This is a genomic window from Aliivibrio wodanis, from assembly GCF_052920805.1.
This window is the reverse complement of record NZ_JBREXA010000001.1, coordinates 1384644-1402428: the sequence shown is the minus strand read 5'-3', so window position 1 is coordinate 1402428 and position 17785 is coordinate 1384644. Positions and strand designations below refer to the sequence as shown.

The 17785-nt window shown below is 37.3% G+C and carries 15 protein-coding genes and 1 riboswitch; of the genes, 8 read left to right on the top strand and 7 right to left on the bottom strand.

Annotated elements, in window-relative coordinates:
• Positions 1-81 precede the first annotated feature (81 nt).
• Positions 82-212, top strand: a riboswitch (yybP-ykoY riboswitch).
• Positions 213-306: 94 nt separating this feature from the next.
• Positions 307-864 carry a TMEM165/GDT1 family protein gene (locus ACU5DF_RS06335; protein ID WP_446712226.1) on the top strand — a complete coding sequence of 186 codons (558 nt, stop codon included), beginning with the start codon at positions 307-309 and terminating at the stop codon, positions 862-864.
• Between the two features lie 269 nt (positions 865-1133).
• Entirely contained in the window at positions 1134-2504 is a 1371-nt protein-coding gene (locus ACU5DF_RS06330; RefSeq protein WP_446712225.1) for an L-serine ammonia-lyase, read from the top strand.
• A gap of 139 nt (positions 2505-2643) precedes the next feature.
• Here ACU5DF_RS06330 and ACU5DF_RS06325 read toward each other — a convergent pair whose 3' ends face one another.
• The 4 genes from ACU5DF_RS06325 to ACU5DF_RS06310 all read right to left on the bottom strand — a co-directional run bounded on the left by ACU5DF_RS06325 (position 2644) and on the right by ACU5DF_RS06310 (position 6832).
• Entirely contained in the window at positions 2644-3900 is a 1257-nt protein-coding gene (locus tag ACU5DF_RS06325) for an SGNH/GDSL hydrolase family protein (RefSeq protein WP_045104353.1), read from the bottom strand.
• 186 nt (positions 3901-4086) lie between these two features.
• Positions 4087-4878 (bottom strand): ABC transporter ATP-binding protein, encoded by a 792-nt coding sequence (locus ACU5DF_RS06320; RefSeq protein ID WP_446712224.1) that lies wholly within the window; start codon positions 4876-4878, stop codon positions 4087-4089.
• Positions 4875-5915: a FecCD family ABC transporter permease gene (locus ACU5DF_RS06315; protein WP_446712223.1), complete on the bottom strand. Its 1041-nt coding sequence runs from the start codon at positions 5913-5915 to the stop codon at positions 4875-4877. Before ACU5DF_RS06315 ends, ACU5DF_RS06320 begins: the two co-directional genes overlap by 4 nt.
• The gene (locus tag ACU5DF_RS06310) at positions 5915-6832 is read right to left on the bottom strand and encodes an ABC transporter substrate-binding protein (protein WP_446712222.1); all 918 of its coding nucleotides are present in this window, start codon (positions 6830-6832) and stop codon (positions 5915-5917) included. Before ACU5DF_RS06310 ends, ACU5DF_RS06315 begins: the two co-directional genes overlap by 1 nt.
• A 263-nt stretch (positions 6833-7095) precedes the next feature.
• Here ACU5DF_RS06310 and ACU5DF_RS06305 point away from each other — a divergent pair, with 263 nt between their 5' ends.
• From ACU5DF_RS06305 to ACU5DF_RS06295, 3 genes are all read left to right on the top strand, one after another.
• Entirely contained in the window at positions 7096-7632 is a 537-nt protein-coding gene (locus ACU5DF_RS06305; RefSeq protein ID WP_446712221.1) for a cobalamin adenosyltransferase family protein, read from the top strand.
• Between the two features lie 313 nt (positions 7633-7945).
• Complete coding sequence (locus tag ACU5DF_RS06300) at positions 7946-8932, top strand: cache domain-containing protein (RefSeq protein ID WP_446712220.1); 987 nt, start codon at positions 7946-7948, stop codon at positions 8930-8932.
• A 40-nt stretch (positions 8933-8972) separates the two neighbouring features.
• Entirely contained in the window at positions 8973-9533 is a 561-nt protein-coding gene (locus ACU5DF_RS06295; protein WP_446712219.1) for a diguanylate cyclase domain-containing protein, read from the top strand.
• Between the two features lie 28 nt (positions 9534-9561).
• Here ACU5DF_RS06295 and ACU5DF_RS06290 read toward each other — a convergent pair whose 3' ends face one another.
• Entirely contained in the window at positions 9562-10755 is a 1194-nt protein-coding gene (locus tag ACU5DF_RS06290; protein ID WP_446712218.1) for an MFS transporter, read from the bottom strand.
• A 113-nt stretch (positions 10756-10868) separates the two neighbouring features.
• Between ACU5DF_RS06290 and ACU5DF_RS06285 the strand changes: the two genes are divergently transcribed.
• The gene (locus ACU5DF_RS06285; protein WP_446712217.1) at positions 10869-11738 is read left to right on the top strand and encodes a LysR family transcriptional regulator; all 870 of its coding nucleotides are present in this window, start codon (positions 10869-10871) and stop codon (positions 11736-11738) included.
• Positions 11739-11863: 125 nt separating this feature from the next.
• Here the strand turns inward: ACU5DF_RS06285 and ACU5DF_RS06280 are convergent, their stop codons facing one another.
• Together ACU5DF_RS06280 and ACU5DF_RS06275 are read right to left on the bottom strand one after the other, a co-directional pair.
• On the bottom strand, positions 11864-13138 hold the full coding sequence (locus ACU5DF_RS06280) for a sensor histidine kinase (protein ID WP_446712216.1): 1275 nt from the start codon (positions 13136-13138) through the stop codon (positions 11864-11866).
• A gap of 2 nt (positions 13139-13140) precedes the next feature.
• A complete protein-coding gene (locus ACU5DF_RS06275) occupies positions 13141-13821 on the bottom strand; it encodes a response regulator transcription factor (RefSeq protein WP_446712488.1) in 681 nt (226 codons plus the stop codon).
• A gap of 125 nt (positions 13822-13946) precedes the next feature.
• Between ACU5DF_RS06275 and ACU5DF_RS06270 the strand changes: the two genes are divergently transcribed.
• Positions 13947-14720 (top strand): efflux RND transporter periplasmic adaptor subunit, encoded by a 774-nt coding sequence (locus ACU5DF_RS06270; protein WP_446712215.1) that lies wholly within the window; start codon positions 13947-13949, stop codon positions 14718-14720.
• 9 nt (positions 14721-14729) lie between these two features.
• Complete coding sequence (locus ACU5DF_RS06265) at positions 14730-17744, top strand: efflux RND transporter permease subunit (protein ID WP_446712214.1); 3015 nt, start codon at positions 14730-14732, stop codon at positions 17742-17744.
• Positions 17745-17785: the final 41 nt, after the last annotated feature.

The window sequence follows — 17785 nt, the reverse complement described above, 5'->3', positions numbered from 1 at the left end:
TATTGCCCACAGATAAAAGTTAAACCTTGAAACATTATAAAACACTTTGCAGTTGAAATAAGAAATAACATCCTTTAATATCCACCGCCTTACTCTTTGGGGAGTAGCCCGCTTTCTTGTTTTAATAATCAAAAATAAACAGAGAGTTCGTACATCAACATAATTGGTGCAAAATCACCATGGTGTGCGAGGCAAGCATGAGCAGCTTGTTCGGCAAGACCTTAGATTAACATCACGAACCATTGGGTGGGCGTGAGGTTTTTCTATGGATCTTATAATTATAATCCCGCCCAAATGAGTAATGTCGTGAGTGTATTAGTAATATCAATAACCACCGTCGCGTTAGCTGAAATCGGTGATAAAACCCAACTCCTCTCTTTACTGCTTGCCAGTAGATACCGAAAACCAATCCCTATTATTGCCGCGATCTTTTTTGCGACCATTTTGAACCATGCTTTAGCGGCTTATTTAGGCGTTGTTATTGCCGATTTTTTAACCCCAGAAACCTTAAAATGGGTTCTTATTGTTAGCTTTGTTGCAATGGCGGGTTGGATCTTGATCCCAGATAAACTGGATGATGACGAGAAAATATCAAACAGAGGTCCTTTTGTTGCTAGCTTCATTGCCTTTTTCATTGCGGAGATTGGTGATAAAACACAAATCGCAACGTCTATCCTAGGCGCTCAATACTCAGATGCGCTAAGTTGGGTTATATTAGGTACAACGGTAGGTATGTTACTGGCAAATGTTCCAGTCGTATTGATTGGTAAATTTTCTGCCGATAAATTGCCGCTAACCTTAATTCATCGGATAACTGCTATCATCTTCTTAGGATTAGCTGTAGGTACTTTCTTCGGAATGTAATAATTCAAAGGGTATTTAAATAACAAAGATTTAGCGATTAAGTAATAATAAACAATTTACCCCTTCTTTTTTGGGGTATTTCTCTTCGCTCATTTATGTTACGTTTCACTGTCTTAATCCCAAGTTCTAGTTGTTAGTGCTTGGGATTTGTCATTTTTAAGCACAATTCTACAAAACAACTAAACTTAATAATTATAATAGTAAAGCCAGTAAGCGATGCTCACACGTTTATGATTTTGGTTTTACTGCATTTAAATAGGTAATGTCTTATGCTGTCTATCTTTGATATCTACAAAATTGGTGTTGGGCCATCTAGCTCACACACAAACGGTCCTATGATTGCTGGGTATAATTTTACTCAACTTATTCAACCTCATTTAAAGCAAGTCACTCGTGTTCAAGTTGATTTATATGGTTCGCTCTCGCTGACGGGTATCGGACACCACACCGATCGCGCAACCATTTTAGGTTTACTAGGTAACCGTCCTGATACCATCAAGATTACTAGCGCAAATTTGGCAATGAAAAAAGCCATTGAAGATAAAGTACTTACCGTTGCCGGCGAACATGAAATCACCTTTGATTATGAAACTGATATGCTTTTTCATAAAACCAACCTGCCATTACATGAAAATGGTATGACGATTTCAATTTTTGACGCCGCAGGGCAACAACTTGCTATCGAAACTTATTACTCTGTGGGTGGTGGTTTTATTGCAACCGCAGATGAACTAACTAATGGCAAAAGCACCGCTGATGTTGAGGTTGAATTCCCATTCAAATCAGCAGATGAGATGCTAGAAAAAGCTGAGAAACAAGGCCTAAGTTTAGGTAATCTGATTCTACGTAACGAAATCTCTTTCCAACCAATGGAAGCGATTGACGCGAAAGCGGACCAAATCTGGAAAGTAATGTCACTGTGTATGGAACGTGGCTTCCAAACCGAGGGCATTCTTGATGGCGGCTTAAATGTAGTTCGTCGTGCGCCTGCTTTATTGAAAAAACTAGAAGCAAACGCCTCTATTGAAAACGACCCGATGGAAATCATGGATTGGATTAACTTATTTGCTTTTGCAGTAAGTGAAGAAAACGCCGCAGGTGGACAAGTTGTTACTTCTCCAACCAATGGCGCAGCCGGTGTTATTCCTGGTGTATTGATGTATTACCATCGTTTCATTAAAGAGCTTGATACAAAGCAACTAAAAGACTTCTTAGCGGTATCTGGTGCGATTGGTATTTTATACAAAACTAATGCTTCCATTTCTGGCGCTGAGGTAGGTTGTCAGGGTGAGGTTGGTGTTTCTTCATCCATGGCAGCGGCTGGCTTAACGGCACTTCGCGGTGGCAGTAATGAGCAAATTTGTATGGCGGCTGAAATTGCCATGGAACATTCGTTAGGTATGACGTGTGATCCTATTGGTGGTCTTGTTCAAGTGCCTTGTATCGAGCGTAATGCAATGGGCTCAATGAAGGCGATTAACGCTTCTCGTATGGCGCTTAAGCGAACAAGCAAATGTCTTATCTCACTCGATAAAGTGATCGATACCATGTATCAAACAGGTAAAGACATGAACCGTAAATACCGTGAAACCTCTCTCGGCGGTTTAGCGTTAATTCACATGGCACCGCCGTGTGAATAATAGATAAAGTAATGGTGGTTGTGCTTAATACCTATAGAGTATAACAATCTACAAATGCTGCCATTAGGAGACCTACATCTTACTCTGAAAAATCACTTACGGTTATATTCTTACCGTAAGTGATTAGTTTATTAATTATTTATTTAAATGAGAAAGTACTAAATGACGTTTCCAGTATTTTATCGGCAATGTATCTATGAGTAGCTGTTGTTGGATGAGTAACACCCCAAAATACATACGCATCCGATCCGTAATATTCACAGTCTTTAGTTAAACTATGGCTATATAAATAATCAAGCGATGAGCTACGGTTAATATCTAAACACGCATCTGTCGAATTTTGGAAACCATGCTCTTGTGGATCAGCCGTGATTTGTGAAAATAACTCTCCAGCATCAAACAAAACTACGTTTTTACCTGTCTCTTTATAGTATTTTGCCTGTTCTTTAATAAATAAATTAAATTCATTTATTTGGTTACGTATCGTGACAATTTCATCTTGAGTTGAGTATTTAAATTGTGGTGCTTTTGTTGCGTCAGGTAAAGTAAATAGCAAAATATTTTCTGCTCCTGCATCCACTAATCGAATAAGGGCTCGACTTAAATCCCCTTTAACTTCCGAAAGTTCACGGTGATAATTCATAAAGTCATTTAAACCAAACTCTAATGTAAATAATGTGTTCTCTGGTTTATAGTTTTTCGCCATTTTTATATAGGTTAAATAAGATGTTACCTGATCATATACCCCAGTTAGAGCTACGTATTTATTTTCACCAGCAGCACCTCCTACAGCCCAATTATAAAGCGGGATATTTTTCTCTTTTGCTAAATATTCAGTCCAAACTAAACCATTTGAAAAATGCCCTAAGAACCATGAATTACGATTAGGAAATATCCATTGAGAACCATTAAAAATATTACCAGTATCGGAAAGACTGTCTCCAAACGCGACTAATCGGTTTATTGTATTAGCCTGAAATACTTCATCGTTTGTCCAGATAGAATGATTATATGACAGCCTATTATCTGCCGCAAAGTAGGTAATATCTGCTGTGTCATGAGTAACGTCTAAAGTTTCTTCACAACGCTCTTGGATCTTACTTTGTGGTTCATTACTATAGAACATATTTTTAAATGAGGAAGATGACCACCAATAACCTTGAACCTTATAATCACTACCATCAGTATTTTTTGCCCATTCCCAATCAGTAGCAGGATCATTGTGATCAGTATGAGGTCGATACCAACAACGAACATAAGTATAAGTATTCGAGCCTTGAACACTATCCACTTGTGCAGCGGTAATCGCTTCAGGGATTAAAAGAGCCTCTTCTGCAAAAGCATTAACAGAAAAAGGAAACAAGAAAGACAACAATATTACTTTTGTTTTTTTCATTATATTAAACTTATTAATTATGGGACATCTATAATTAATAATTTAATCTTCACAGTCAAACTCACTAATAAATATAAGCTTCAATATGTGATCTTCTGTTAATTAACACAATTATCAAACCTAATATATTAAATGTAAATCTAAATATTAATTTAATATAAACGATATGCACTATATTAATACGAGTTATTTCTTATACGGCGACACTATCGTATTTCCTGTCACCGCATGATTCGACACCATGACTAAGTCTTGATATAAGGTTCGAATATTCTCTTCACTCAACACCTCATTTGGCTTACCTTCTGCCATCACTTCACCTTGGTTAATCAAGATGAGGCGATCACAAAACTCTGCCGCAGTGTTTAAATTATGAATAGCGACTAGAGCTGATTTCCCGTTTTGGCATTCTTGATAAAGCACATTCATTAACTGCGATTCATGACCAATATCCAAACTGGCCGTTGGTTCATCAAGTAGCATTAATGACGTTCCTTGCACTAACGATCGCGCAAAGTGTACTAGCTGTTTTTCACCACCAGATAAATCAGTTACTGTCCGATTATGTAAATGCCCTATTCCAACTCTTTCTAACGCGTCTTTGCTTTGGTTTTTAATCAGAGCAGTTGAAATCACTTCTTGTTGCTGACGCGCATGAAACCCTAAACCAATGGTTTCCATCACGCTGAATGGAAATGCGGCTTCACTGTATTGGGGTAAGTAGCTCATACTTAATGCACGTTCAATATGTGAAAGACTCGATAGCGATTCGCCTTTAATTGATATCTCCCCCTGAGAATAGGCTTGAAAACCACTGATGCATTTCATCAAGGTACTTTTACCAGCACCATTAGGGCCAATAACACCAACTAACTCACCCGCATTCACTGAAAATGAGATGTCGTTTAATAACGTTTTTGAACCAACTTGATAACTTAGGTTTGATACGTTTAGTAGTGCCGCTGTTGAATTCATCATGCTAAACGCCCTTTTCTTTGGAATCGAATAATTAAACCAATAAAGTAACAACCACCAATAAACGACGTGATGATCCCCGCTTTTAACTCATTTGGCGCGATAATCCAACGACCTAACAAATCACACACTAATAAGAAAATCACACCAAAAATAGCAGAAAATGGCAACAGCTTTTCATGTGCAGGGCCCACTAATAAACGCACCAAATGCGGCACCATCAAGCCAATAAAACCTATAGGTCCGGCAATCGCTATCGACATCGCTGTAAGCAAGGTAGCAAACATCAATAGCTTGAATCGAGTCTGTTTTACATTAAGCCCCATGCCGTGCGCGCTTTCTTCACCTAAAGCCAATAAATTCAAGGCTCTACTCTCTTTTAGCAATAAGAACGAGACAATGATAATGACAGGCGTTGGCCATAATAAATGCTGCCACATACGGCCATCTAAGCCACCCATTGCCCAAAAAACAAATTGGCTGACTTCATATTGTTGAGCCATTAATAATAGCCCCATGCGAGCGCCACCCAATAAGCTCGATAACGCCAAGCCCGTTAAGATTAAAAACAAGATCTGCGAAGAAGAACTGCGAGAAGCCAATACATAGATAAATGCTGACGCTGCTAATGCCCCTACTGTAGTAAAAATCGGTAGCCACATCGGGTTCATAAATGAAAAGCCCGTGACTATCGCAATCACCGCCCCAAAACTACTGCCCGAACTCACTCCTAACACATCTGGACTCGCGAGTGGATTTTTAAATAAACCTTGAGTACACGCCCCAGCCAAGGCCAATGCACCACCAGCAAGAATAGCGGCGCACGCTCTAGGTAAACGAATATGCATAACAATCGCAGAGGCTAATGGGTATTCTTTTGCTGCGAGTTCGCTACCATTAAGCAAATAACTCTTAAACATCGCCAATATATCGATAATTGGAATATGAACAGCACCAAGGCTGAGATACGCCAAAAATAAGCCAACAAAAAGACTCACAGAAATAAGAATTTGAACTGAAGTTAAACGATAAAAAGGCATTAGGGCTTCTTATATGCAGAATGATTAACAAAAAGAACAGCATCAATAATGTACTGACTATAAACACTTCTTAATACATGAGGCATTTGATACACACGCCCTTCTTTAATCGCAGTGACAGATTGTAGTGATGGATCAGACATTACATCTTGCTTGAACTGCTCTGCTCCATTGTCATCGCCATAAACCCAAGCAGGAATAAACAACACATCCGGATTAAGCACAATCACCATTTCTTTTGATACTGGCACTTGGCCGTATTTATCACTCACTAATCCTTCAATCGCATTATCCAGTTCCGCTTGTTCTAATACTTCATCCCATGTGGAGTCTTGTCCACTAGAGGTTCCCCAAGGGTTGTAATCTAATGCTGTTAATCTTTGTTTTGGCTTAATCACATCTTGAATTAATCGTGCTTTCATTTTGGCAACGACTTTTTTAGCCGCTTCGCTTTTGTTAACTATCTCACCAACACGTAAGATCTCAGATTCGATCTCAGCAATCGTTTTAGGTGTTTGAATTCGATAAACCGGAATGCCCGCACTTTCAATAATCGCCAATTTTGACGCATCACTCCAATTGGCTGCAAACACAATATCAGGACGATTAGCAATAATCATTTCTACATTCAACGCTAATAAAGGCACTGATTTTGGAAGAATGTCTTTTACCGCTGAGTAATTAGGATTATTAGCTAAATCAGTCAAACTGGATAGTGAACTATCATCCACCAACTCGAGTAACACCGCATCAGTAAATAAGGTTTTAGATGAAATCTTTTGAGGCTCTGTTTTTATAGTAACTTTGTTGCCAAGACCATCAATCAAAGAAAGCGGATACACTGTATTTGCCAATGAAGATACAGATAAGAATAAAGAGGAAATAATGAAAAAATACTTAAACGCCGGCCAATGCATGGCAACTCCTGTAAATCGCGTACCTAGTGAAATGGCTTACGTCATTGTAAACCATGATCTTCGTATCTGACTTAAATACACCTAGGTATTCTCACAGTGGCGCGCCCGTTACGGACTTTCACCGTATTCCGAAGATAGGCGGTATTGTACTTTGCTCAACGTAGATATTCTATCAATAAGATAAATATTAGATTAATTAGAATTAATTTCTAACCTCATGATAAAGTACGTTCAATTCTTATTGATAACTAAGTGATTTAATTATGACACTAAAAGCCTCTGGTGTGGTTGGTGAACTTTCGTACCCCTTCATTTTTGAAGACAGTCCACTGTGTGATTTTGAGATTTTAACCGACGAATTATGCACCTACACTGGCCTCGCTATTTCTCAAATTTCAAATCAAGAAGTCCGAGAATCATTAGAACGCTTACAACCAAAAATTTTCCATTTAAACGGTTCGATTCGTGGTAAATGTGGGATCTTTGAAGAAGACGTACAAGAATTACTCACTGAAATGATCGCCTTTAAAGAACAAGTCGAAGACAAAGGAAAACGCTTTGTTCTTCCAAGGGGAACTGGACCTGTGATCCAATTGCACCAATGCCGTAGCTTAAGTAAGAAAGTAGTCCGCGCATTAGTTCAAGTAGATAAATTGACCACAAAGAAAATACCTGAAACACTGCCTAGGTTTGCCAATGTATTAGCTAACTACTATTTCGTGCTAACCCGTGTATTAAATCAAGAATCAGGGATTGAAGAGCCAGAATATATTAGTATTAATTATCCAAACCCAAAATAGAACACTGAAATCAATGTTATTTAACGTAGTATATAGGGTTATAGCCATGTAGTTTAAATGAAGTGAAAAACAACCATAAAAACAATAATAAATAACATTACTTAAGATTAGATATACCTCTAGTTTCTTCAGCAAAAATAATACGATATAGGTCAAGCTAATCGTAACTATCTTTGGCTACTTATTGATTGAGTCACTCAGATATTATACAGTCCATCGAATTAACGCCTTCCTTAGATAATGGATAAACTAAGTAGCGCTCGTGGCATAAATTTCATGCCTTTTGTTAAACTTGTGTTAAGTGATTAAAGTAATGAAGTTCAATAAACCTAATATATTCCATTTTTGGCCACGCCTTATCATTTTATTTTCAACATTTTTTACTCTCTTATTTTCTGCGTTCTATTTATACAAATACTCAGAAAATGAAATAAAGATAAACAAAATTGAATCAGAACAAAAAGCTATTATTTCAGCACAGAAAAAATATATTTCTATAACACTTGATAGCATTGGACAAGATCTACTTCTCCTATCTGATTTTATTGAGATTCATCATGCTTATAATAATTCAGACAAAAAGCTCATCCAATTGGCTGAATTAAACACCCTAGCATTAAGTTTACGTAAAGGCCTATATGATCAGCTTCGTTACCTTGATTTAAAAGGGAATGAAATTATTCGGATCAACTATAATGATGGTGTCCCTTCTATCGTACCCAAAAATCTACTTCAAAATAAAGCGAGTCGATACTACTTTAAAGACAGTTTAAAACTGCGAGATGGGGATGTGTATATCTCTATCCTTGACCTTAATATCGAGCATGGTGAAATAGAAACACCTTATAAACCGATGATCCGCCTTGCAACCCCTGTATTTGACGATAATGGCCGTAAGCGTGGTGTTGTTATTTTAAACTATTTAGCAGAACACCTACTTGATGGTTTAAAGATATTTAACTTAAATAATAAAGATCATCATATGTTAATTAACAGCGATGATTATTTTTTATTTTATGATAGAAGGCCTGATCTTGAATTTGCTTTCATGTTCCCTAATAGTGAAGAAAAAAAATACTCTAATATTTATCCTAAAACTTACGACTGCGTTAAGAATAATGAATATGGCCAATTTAACTTACTAAGTGGTGTATTAACATTTGATTCTGTATTCTCCTACCCTAAAAGCGTTACCTCATTAGAAGAGGTTCGTATTGTAAAGCAAGATACTTGTTGGCGATTAATCACCTTTGCACCACACGAAGCTCAATGGACACCGAAAAATATGTTCCACGATTGAGTTCTATATTTTATTGGTGATATTACTCTTTTCCGTTTCTATGGCTTACATTATTACTCGACTTCAGCTCAAGAAAAACATCGACCATAATGAAATACGAAAATTAGCTCATCATGATAGTTTAACGGGATTAGTTAACCGTGGGTATTTCAAAAAATTATTTCATTGGAAATTACAAAATGCACGTCATACAGAAACTAAAGTAGCCTTAATTTACATTGACCTTGATAGCTTTAAGGAGCTCAATGACACCTTTGGTCACAGCGTTGGAGATTTAGCCTTAAAAGCCATAGCTGATAATTTAGAATATATATTTTCTACTAATGCCTATGTCGCTCGAATTGGAGGCGATGAGTTTGCCGTACTTATTTATGATGTACTTGATACAGAAGACGTTATTTCACAGGTAAGCTCTTACTTATCACTCTCTCATCAACCAATCATGTTAGATAGTGAGAAGCATATACTTAATACCAGTATTGGTGTCGCTTACTACCCTGAACACGGTACAAGCATCAACGATTTAATGCATAATGCCGATGAAGCAATGTATTATATTAAGCGTTCAGGAAAAAATGGGTTCCATATTTATAATAAGTAGCACTCATTAAGTAATCTATCCATACAGATTACGCCCATTCCATTTTGGTATGGGCGTAATAATATAAACGCCAACACAACCAGAAAACCATGCCATATAAGACACTAGCGCCTAATATTACTCTCTCCCATCCACCATGCTGCCAGCAATACATCAAATAAAAACCACCCAAACTACCGCTGACATAGTAATGAACCAAATATAACGCCGTTGCTGTAGATTTCGCAGTTTTCGCTTGTTGACTGACCCAACCATAAGCCAAAGAATGAGTAAAAAAAGCGCCAAAACTAAGCACATTCAATCCAATAATGATCATAAGAAGTGATTCATGGCTAGCAATTAACATTCCCACTAAACTTAATAATGATCCAAAAAACATTCCTGATACCGAGCTAAAATATTGACACCATATCCCGACTAATCGAGAGCTGACAGTCCCGGATAAATAACAGAGGAAAATCATAGAAGCAATACTAATAGGCAGCATATAAGGCGCACTGACTAAGCGAAAACCTGTCACTGTATATAGATTAACGAACAAGGCAAAATTCACCCCACCAATCAACATAGCGAACAGGATTTTTTTATTTCTAAGGTGTTGAAAAATAACTCGATGATACTGAGAAAGTTGCGGCACTTTAGCGGTTGGTTGAGCTTCTTTAGGAAGAACGAAAGCGACCACTATGGCCCCAATTAAACTGAGAATTGCCATACTAATAACGGCAGTCTGCCAATCAAAATGATCAGTAATCATACCGCCCAAAATACGTCCAGAAATCCCACCTAATGAGTTAGCACTAATGTACGCCCCAATTGCATGGCTGAATGCCTTTGCCGAAAACTCTTCCGCCATGTAGGCCACCGCCACCGCCGCAAACCCAGCCAGAGCAAAGCCCATTAATGCACGACTAATGATAAGTAACAGTAAATTGTCAGTCAGCAACGATGTTAAACCAATAACAGGCAATAAGAATAGGCTGATAAGCAATACCCTACGCCTACCTATCATTTCAGAAGCAATAGCCCAAGGTAATAACATTAAAGCGAGAGCGAATGTACCTGCGGCTAATAGCCAATTGATTCGAGTTGCAGAGACCGAAAAATGATCCGCCAAAACAGGTAGCATAGGCTGAAATAAATACAGATTACAAAAGACCAAAAACGACCCAAAGGCTAATGCAGCACTCACTTGGTAATAGGCTCGACTACGAAATTCAATCATCTCAGTGATCATCATCAGGAAAACAATATCAAAACAGTAGCAAGTTCATTGAAATAGTGAAAATATATAATAATTATTGATTTGATAGTTTTTAGTTATGGTGGGTTATTAAGATGGATACAAGATTACTGAAGTATTTTGTTGCAGTTGCTGAACACCAAAATATCACTCATGCAGCCAAAGCTTTGCACATTGCCCAACCCGCTCTTAGTGTTGCTATCAAGAAATTAGAAAGCCAATTAGAACTTGAACTCTTCCGTCGTAATGAACGAAAAATAGCACTAACCCACGAAGGTGAAGTATTGCTTACTCATGCAAAACTAATCCTACAGCAATTAGATGATGCTACCTTAGCTATGAAAGAATTAAGGGGACTAGAAAAGGGAGAAGTTCGATTAGGCGTACCGAGTATAATGGGAACCTATTATTTTCCTGATGTACTGATGGCTTTTAAAAGTCGATATCCAAAATTAAAACTCACCATGGTAGAAGCGGGAGCTCAATCTATTCAAAAAATGCTACTTGATGGAGAGATCGATCTCGGTATTACTCAAGTTAGAAATTTACCAGAAGAGCTAGATTCCGACCATTTATTACGCTCTCAAATGGTTGCAGTAGTAAGTCCTGAGCATGAATTTTCAACAAAAGAAACGCTGTCATTTAAAGAGTTTTTCTCTCAAGAATTGGTGATGTTTAAGCAAGGCTACTTTCACCGAGAAAGGCTAGATTCGATTTGTAAGCGAGAGAATTTAACTGCCGATTTTTCTTTTGAAACCAATTTATTACCAGTAATATTAAAAATTGTAAAACGAGATTTTGCCATTAGTGCCTTGCTTGAGTTAGCCACAGAAAATGAACCCGATATTGTATCCATTCCTTTTAGTGAGCCTATCTTTTTAGATATATCAATTGCATGGAGAAAAAAAGGCTACCTCTCAAGAGCCGACCGTACTTTCTTAGAGTTTGTGAAACAGAATCACTAGAATCACCGATAAATTAATAAAAGTCGTTTCTAAAAAATATGGTTACTTGAAAGTTAATATCAAACATAACAACGAATAAAGACCTTGTGTAATAATAAACATAGGATTCTTTATGTTATTCAATTTTATCTAGACAATATCGCAGAGCATCCCGGCCCTTTTTTAGAATCACTATTGTCCTTTAGTTCAAAACACCAGCCATAGCTAGCACATAAACGTTGAACAATAAGTAAACCTAAACCATGTTCTGTTTCTGGTTTACCGCTTAGCCCCTTACCAGTATCCACAACCGAAATAAGGTCTCCGGCTACAGTAACCGTAATGCTTCCAGTTTGAGTAAATCGAATCGCATTATTGAGTAAATTCTTCAGGACCATATTAATAACCCCTTCAGGTAAATTGGTTTGCTCAGACGAGTCAATATTAACTAATAACGATACGCCCTCAGACAAGAGAGATTCATAATAATTAAGGTTCAATGCCGTTTCATTAATGTCATAGCGGCCATCTTGAGTTACATTTTCTTGTTTCACAATATTCAGCAGTAATTCAACCGTGACTTGCATATTAGAAGCAGCTATTAATATTCTGTTCCGTTGCTTGACTTGAAATGGTTCATCACCCTCTTTCATCGCTTGAAGATTTGCAGCACCTAACACAACAGCAATCGGGGTTTTTAATTCATGACTAGCATATTTGGCAAACATCATTTCTTGTTTCGCTAATCGTTCTTTCATTTGTTTGTAGTCGTTTAGATGATGCGTAAATTGTTTTAACTCATCAATTGAACGCTCTGATACCACAAAGTCTTTTTCATTTTTACTTTCTAATTGTGTACTTAATTCAGACAATGGCGACATTAACCCATCAAAGACACGTCGTAATGAGAAACGTAAAAAACCAATTAAAAAAATCATTAACGCAAATGATAACAACATGAGTGTATCCCATGTATCATCGCCAAAATTAATAGAACGACTGCCAATAGTTAAGAATAATGGGATTAGATCTCCCTCTTCATTATAGAAGGTATCATGGTAAACCATATAACCATCTTCATCGAACGTATTGAATTTACTGACCTGTGCTAGTTGATAAGGCAGACTATGACTAAGTTTCGCATCTAACGCAGCTTCGGAATAATACGCCATAATATGAGGACTGATTTGTACTTTATCCTCTTTAGCTAAAGCGTAATGATCTTTTGCGATTTGTTCAAATGATTGCAAGTGGTGTTCAATTTGTGCATCTTCATTAAAAACTAAATGTAGTGAAAATCCAAAAAAAACAAAAAAAGCTGAGCTAAGAGAAATTGCAGAAAATGTAAACAACAATCGTTTTTTTACATCTTCAATTGAATGCGTTGTTCGCGATGGAAAAATACGTTGCCTCCAGCTCATAATTATAACTCCAATTTAAAGCCAAATTTAGGAACTGTTTTTAGCATTGGATAACTAAATGGTTTATCCAATACCGCTCTTAGCAAGTGAATATGACTGCGTAAAATATCTTTATCGGGAGCATCATCTCCCCATATTTCATAAATTAGCGCTTCTCTTGTTACCATCTCAGGAGCTGATTTAATCAATTTTACAATAATCTGATACATTACAGGTGTGAGCGTAAGTTCTTGTTTATTACGAATGACTTTATGACTACTTTGATCAACATGAAGATCACCAAAGGATAATAGAGCACTTGCAACCTCGCCCCTAAATCGTTTTATTAATGCCAGTAAGCGGACTTCAAGTTCAATAAAGTTAAATGGTTTGCTCACAAAGTCATCGACTCCACTTTCAAAACCTTTGACCAAATCATTTTGACCATTTAATGCTGTCAGCATTAGTACGGGCGTGGCACAGCCTTGTTCACGCAACTCTTTAGCTACTGTCATTCCGTCTTTTTTGGGTAACATTACATCAAGAATAATGGCATCAAAAGAATGAGTTAAAGCTAGTTGCAATCCTAATTCTCCATTATCAGCAAAATCTACTTCTGCACCTTTTATCTCTAAAAAGTCAGCTAATATTCCTTGAAGTTCTTCGTTATCTTCAACCACTAAGATGCGTTTGTTAGTAAACATCATCACTCTCTGTTTTTGATTTAATTTCATCATAACAAATTTTTGTCGAATAAATGTCGTGCTCTTTGACAAAAAAACGACATTTCATGATTGATACTACTCTCATACCAAATGAGGACATCATTATGAAAAAAACATTATTAGCATTGAGCTTAGCAACAAGCTTAATTTCGTCGTCTCTTTTCGCTGTTGAATTAATCGGTCAAACCAAAAGTAAAAGCCCACTTAACGTCGTTTCAGAAATCAGTGGCATGGTTGAACAAGCCAATATTGAACTCGGTGAGAAAATTGTAAAAAACACCACACTAGCAACAATTAAAAACCAAGATTTCAAATTAGAAGTAAGTAAACAAAAAGCAAATTTATCTTTAGCTCAAGCGGATCTAAAACTTAAAAAATCACTCTTTATTCGCTACCAAGAGTTAAAAAAGAAAAACAGCCTATCTCAAAATGAATTAGATATAGCGTCTGCCGATTATGACAGTGCTAAAGCAACCGTATCATTAGCAAAAATTGAGTTAGATAAAGCGCAATTAGATTTACAAAGCACAATTATTGCGTCTGCCATTGATGGTTATGTGGTGAATCGTTCAATAGAAGATGGTGCATGGGTAAATCAAGGGGATTTACTTTATCAAGTTATTAACATAGATACCCTAACTATTCGATTACTTGCCAGTGAATTTGATATTGCCGAATTAACTGTAGGTCAAGAAATGGTCGTTTGGCCTGAAACTAATCCTAACATGAAAATATTGTCGTCAATAAAACGTATTGGAGTAGAGATTGACCCTCAAACTTTTGCTTACCCTATTGATGTTGAAATTCAAAATGCAGATCACAAATTAAAGCCAGGTATGTCTATCCATGCCTCTACCATTCTTTCAAATCCACAGTAAGGCTAAGCAATGAATTCATTTATTAGTTACTTTGCACAACGCAGTTTTCTTGCTCGCATTATGACAATCATGGTGCTGTTTATTGGTGCGGCCTCATTAAGTACATTGAACCTACAAGAATACCCTGATGTCGCTTTTGAAGAGCTAGATATTACTACTACCTACCCTGGTTCTACTGCACAAGATGTAGAAATCAATATTACTAATCTCATAGAGAAAGAGCTAAAGTCAGTTGAAGGGATAAAACTATTTACCTCTCAATCTTCTGATGGTTTATCGGCCATTAGTGTTGAATTAGACCCTAATAACGACATGAATAAAGTTATTCGTGATGTACAACAAGCAGTTGATCGTGTGAGTGGTTTGCCAAAAAATATTTCCAACCCTCCAATGGTTGCACAACGCGGTACGTCTTCATTTGAAGTGCTGACTTTTGGGGTTAGTTATATTGGTAAAGCAAATAAAGATAGCGAAACAGCCTTACAAAATTACGCTCGTAAATTAGAAAAACAACTGAAAAACACCTCGGGTGTTGCTGCAATATCGATGACAGGTTATAACGAACGTGAGTTTTGGATTGAAATCGACCCGACAAAAGTAAGCCGTTATAAATTAACGTTTAACGAAGTAATTAATGCAGTAAATAATCGTAGTTTATCACTCTCTGGTGGTGTCGTTGAATCATGGAACAGTGAGCAAAAAATTGTCACCATGACTCAAGTGCAATCAACTGATGAACTTGCACAAACCATTATCAAAGTACTACCTACTGGCGCTTTGATCCGCCTTAGTGATGTTGCAACAATCATTGATACCTTTGAAAATTCGACCCAAAAAGGCATGATCAATGGGCAAGATGCTATCTTATTTAGTCTCACCAACAGCGCCAATGCGGACATCATTACCACAGTCGATAACATCAAAGCCTTACTTGAAAAAGAAGGCAGCACATTTGAAGGCCAATTCGCTTTTGATTATGGGCTCAATCTTGCCGATGACATGAGCGAAAAATTCTCGATTGTATCAACCAATGGAATGATAGGTCTTATCCTTGTCTTAGCGGTATTAAGTTTAATTCTAAAGCGTCAAATTGCCTTTTGGGTTTCAATGTCTATCCCGTTCTGTATTTTAGGCGTCATCGCTATTTTACCAATGTTAGGCATGAATTTAGACAGCATTACTTTAGCCGCCTTGTTATTGGTGATTGGCGTTATTGTCGATGATTCAGTGATTGTTGCCGAGAGTATTTACCAAGAAAAAGAGAAAGGTCTAAGTGCATTAGATGCAGCGGTGTCAGGTACTCAAAAAGTCATTAAACCAATAATTGCTAGCTTAACCACCACAGCATTAGTATTCATCCCAATGCTGTTTATTCCTGGAACTATGGGTAAAGCTATTTTTGTGATCCCAGTTACGGTTATTGCTGCACTGTTATTTTCACTCGCTGAATGTACATTTACCTTACCTGCTCACTTAGCAAACTCTCTGGATAAAAAAGCGAAGAAAGAAGAAAAAGTCGATAAATTTCAAATTATTATCAACCAGTATCAACGCTTCTTAACCCACTGTTTAAACTACAAGAAAAGCGTATTAGTTATTGCAGTTGTCAGCTTAATGGGGAGCACATGGTTAGTCACAAACTTAAAGCTCGATATATTTCCTTCTGAAGCGGCAAAATACATAGAAATATACACAGAGGTAAAGCCAGGAACACCGATAGAGAAGATCCGAGCAGCACACATCACTTTAGAAGAAGTAATTGCCGCACTGCCTGACAATGAACTAAAAAGTGTAGAAATCACCTACTCTAGTCCAGTAAGTACTGGCTTAATTGCCTTAACAAGTTTTGAAAATCGTGACCGCACCGCTGATGAAATTATCACAGAATTGGATTCAAAATTGGCAAACATTGATACATTATCGTTTGTAAAACTCTCTGTCGATGCTGGAGGCCCCCCACCAGGAGAGCCTGTTGAACTAAGAGTATTAGGCGGAACAACCGTAGAACGAGACGCTACCGTTCAATTAGTAATGGCATGGTTAAAAGAACAATCAGGGCTTAATAAAATAACGAATAACGAGGAATTAAAAGATCCTCAATTACAAATTATTCCACAGTACGAGTGGCTTGCTCGTTATAATTTAACCACTTCAGATCTTGCCTCTACACTTCGTATTGCCTTTGAGGGCGAGAGCGTGACATCGACTTGGCTTGGCGATCAAGAAGTCAATATTCGAGTAATTATGGATGAAAACTATCGCAGCATAGAAAAACTAAAAACAACCAAGATATATACAGCTAAAGGCGCACAGGTTCCATTAAGCCGTTTAGCAAAAGTAGAAAACATTGATGCTCCACGTTTAATTCAACATTATAACGGTGATCGCGAAGTTACCATAACAGCACAAATCATAAATGACGAACTTTCGTCTGTGGCGCTGAGTGAAACATTATTGGCTGAACTGCAAGGAAAGTACCCAAGCAACGTGATCATTCAAGCAGGTGGCGAAGCAGAAAGCACCAATGAAACCATGAGTGGATTTATGATTGCCTTTCCTGCTGGATTATTAGGGATCTACTTTGTTTTAGCAGTAATGTTCAATTCATTACTACAACCACTATTGGTAATGACAGTTATTCCGTTTGCGGTTATCTCTGCATTAATGGCGTTATTTATTCATGCTCAAGCTTTATCATTATTTGCATTAATTGGTGTGCTAGGCATGACAGGTGTTGTAGTGAATAACTCATTGGTATTAATTAATAAAATTAACGAGTTAGTAGCTGAAGGGTTATCGACACTAGAATCGGTAACTCAAGCAACAAGCAGTCGCTTTAGACCCATATTATTGACATCTATCACCACTGTTGTAGGTTTGCTACCATTAGCTTATGGATTAGGTGGGACCGATGTGTTTATGGGCCCAATGTCGTTAACACTTGGCTACGGCTTGCTGTTTTCGTTACCTGTGGTGTTAATTATTATTCCTTGTATGTATCTAACTTTTTTTAATAAAAAGTAAAGTTAGCAAATATTCAGTTAGGACTAAGTCATGCGAATAAA

Coding starts and splice junctions, on each gene's coding strand:
- ACU5DF_RS06330 (WP_446712225.1), top strand. CDS start 1,134: ATGCTGTCTATCTTTGATATCTACAAAATTGGTGTTGGGCCATCTAGC.
- ACU5DF_RS06325 (WP_045104353.1), bottom strand. CDS start 3,900: ATGAAAAAAACAAAAGTAATATTGTTGTCTTTCTTGTTTCCTTTTTCT.
- ACU5DF_RS06320 (WP_446712224.1), bottom strand. CDS start 4,878: ATGATGAATTCAACAGCGGCACTACTAAACGTATCAAACCTAAGTTAT.
- ACU5DF_RS06315 (WP_446712223.1), bottom strand. CDS start 5,915: ATGCCTTTTTATCGTTTAACTTCAGTTCAAATTCTTATTTCTGTGAGT.
- ACU5DF_RS06310 (WP_446712222.1), bottom strand. CDS start 6,832: ATGCATTGGCCGGCGTTTAAGTATTTTTTCATTATTTCCTCTTTATTC.
- ACU5DF_RS06305 (WP_446712221.1), top strand. CDS start 7,096: ATGACACTAAAAGCCTCTGGTGTGGTTGGTGAACTTTCGTACCCCTTC.
- ACU5DF_RS06300 (WP_446712220.1), top strand. CDS start 7,946: ATGAAGTTCAATAAACCTAATATATTCCATTTTTGGCCACGCCTTATC.
- ACU5DF_RS06295 (WP_446712219.1), top strand. CDS start 8,973: ATGGCTTACATTATTACTCGACTTCAGCTCAAGAAAAACATCGACCAT.
- ACU5DF_RS06290 (WP_446712218.1), bottom strand. CDS start 10,755: ATGATTGAATTTCGTAGTCGAGCCTATTACCAAGTGAGTGCTGCATTA.
- ACU5DF_RS06285 (WP_446712217.1), top strand. CDS start 10,869: ATGGATACAAGATTACTGAAGTATTTTGTTGCAGTTGCTGAACACCAA.
- ACU5DF_RS06280 (WP_446712216.1), bottom strand. CDS start 13,138: ATGAGCTGGAGGCAACGTATTTTTCCATCGCGAACAACGCATTCAATT.
- ACU5DF_RS06275 (WP_446712488.1), bottom strand. CDS start 13,821: ATGTTTACTAACAAACGCATCTTAGTGGTTGAAGATAACGAAGAACTT.
- ACU5DF_RS06270 (WP_446712215.1), top strand. CDS start 13,947: ATGAAAAAAACATTATTAGCATTGAGCTTAGCAACAAGCTTAATTTCG.
- ACU5DF_RS06265 (WP_446712214.1), top strand. CDS start 14,730: ATGAATTCATTTATTAGTTACTTTGCACAACGCAGTTTTCTTGCTCGC.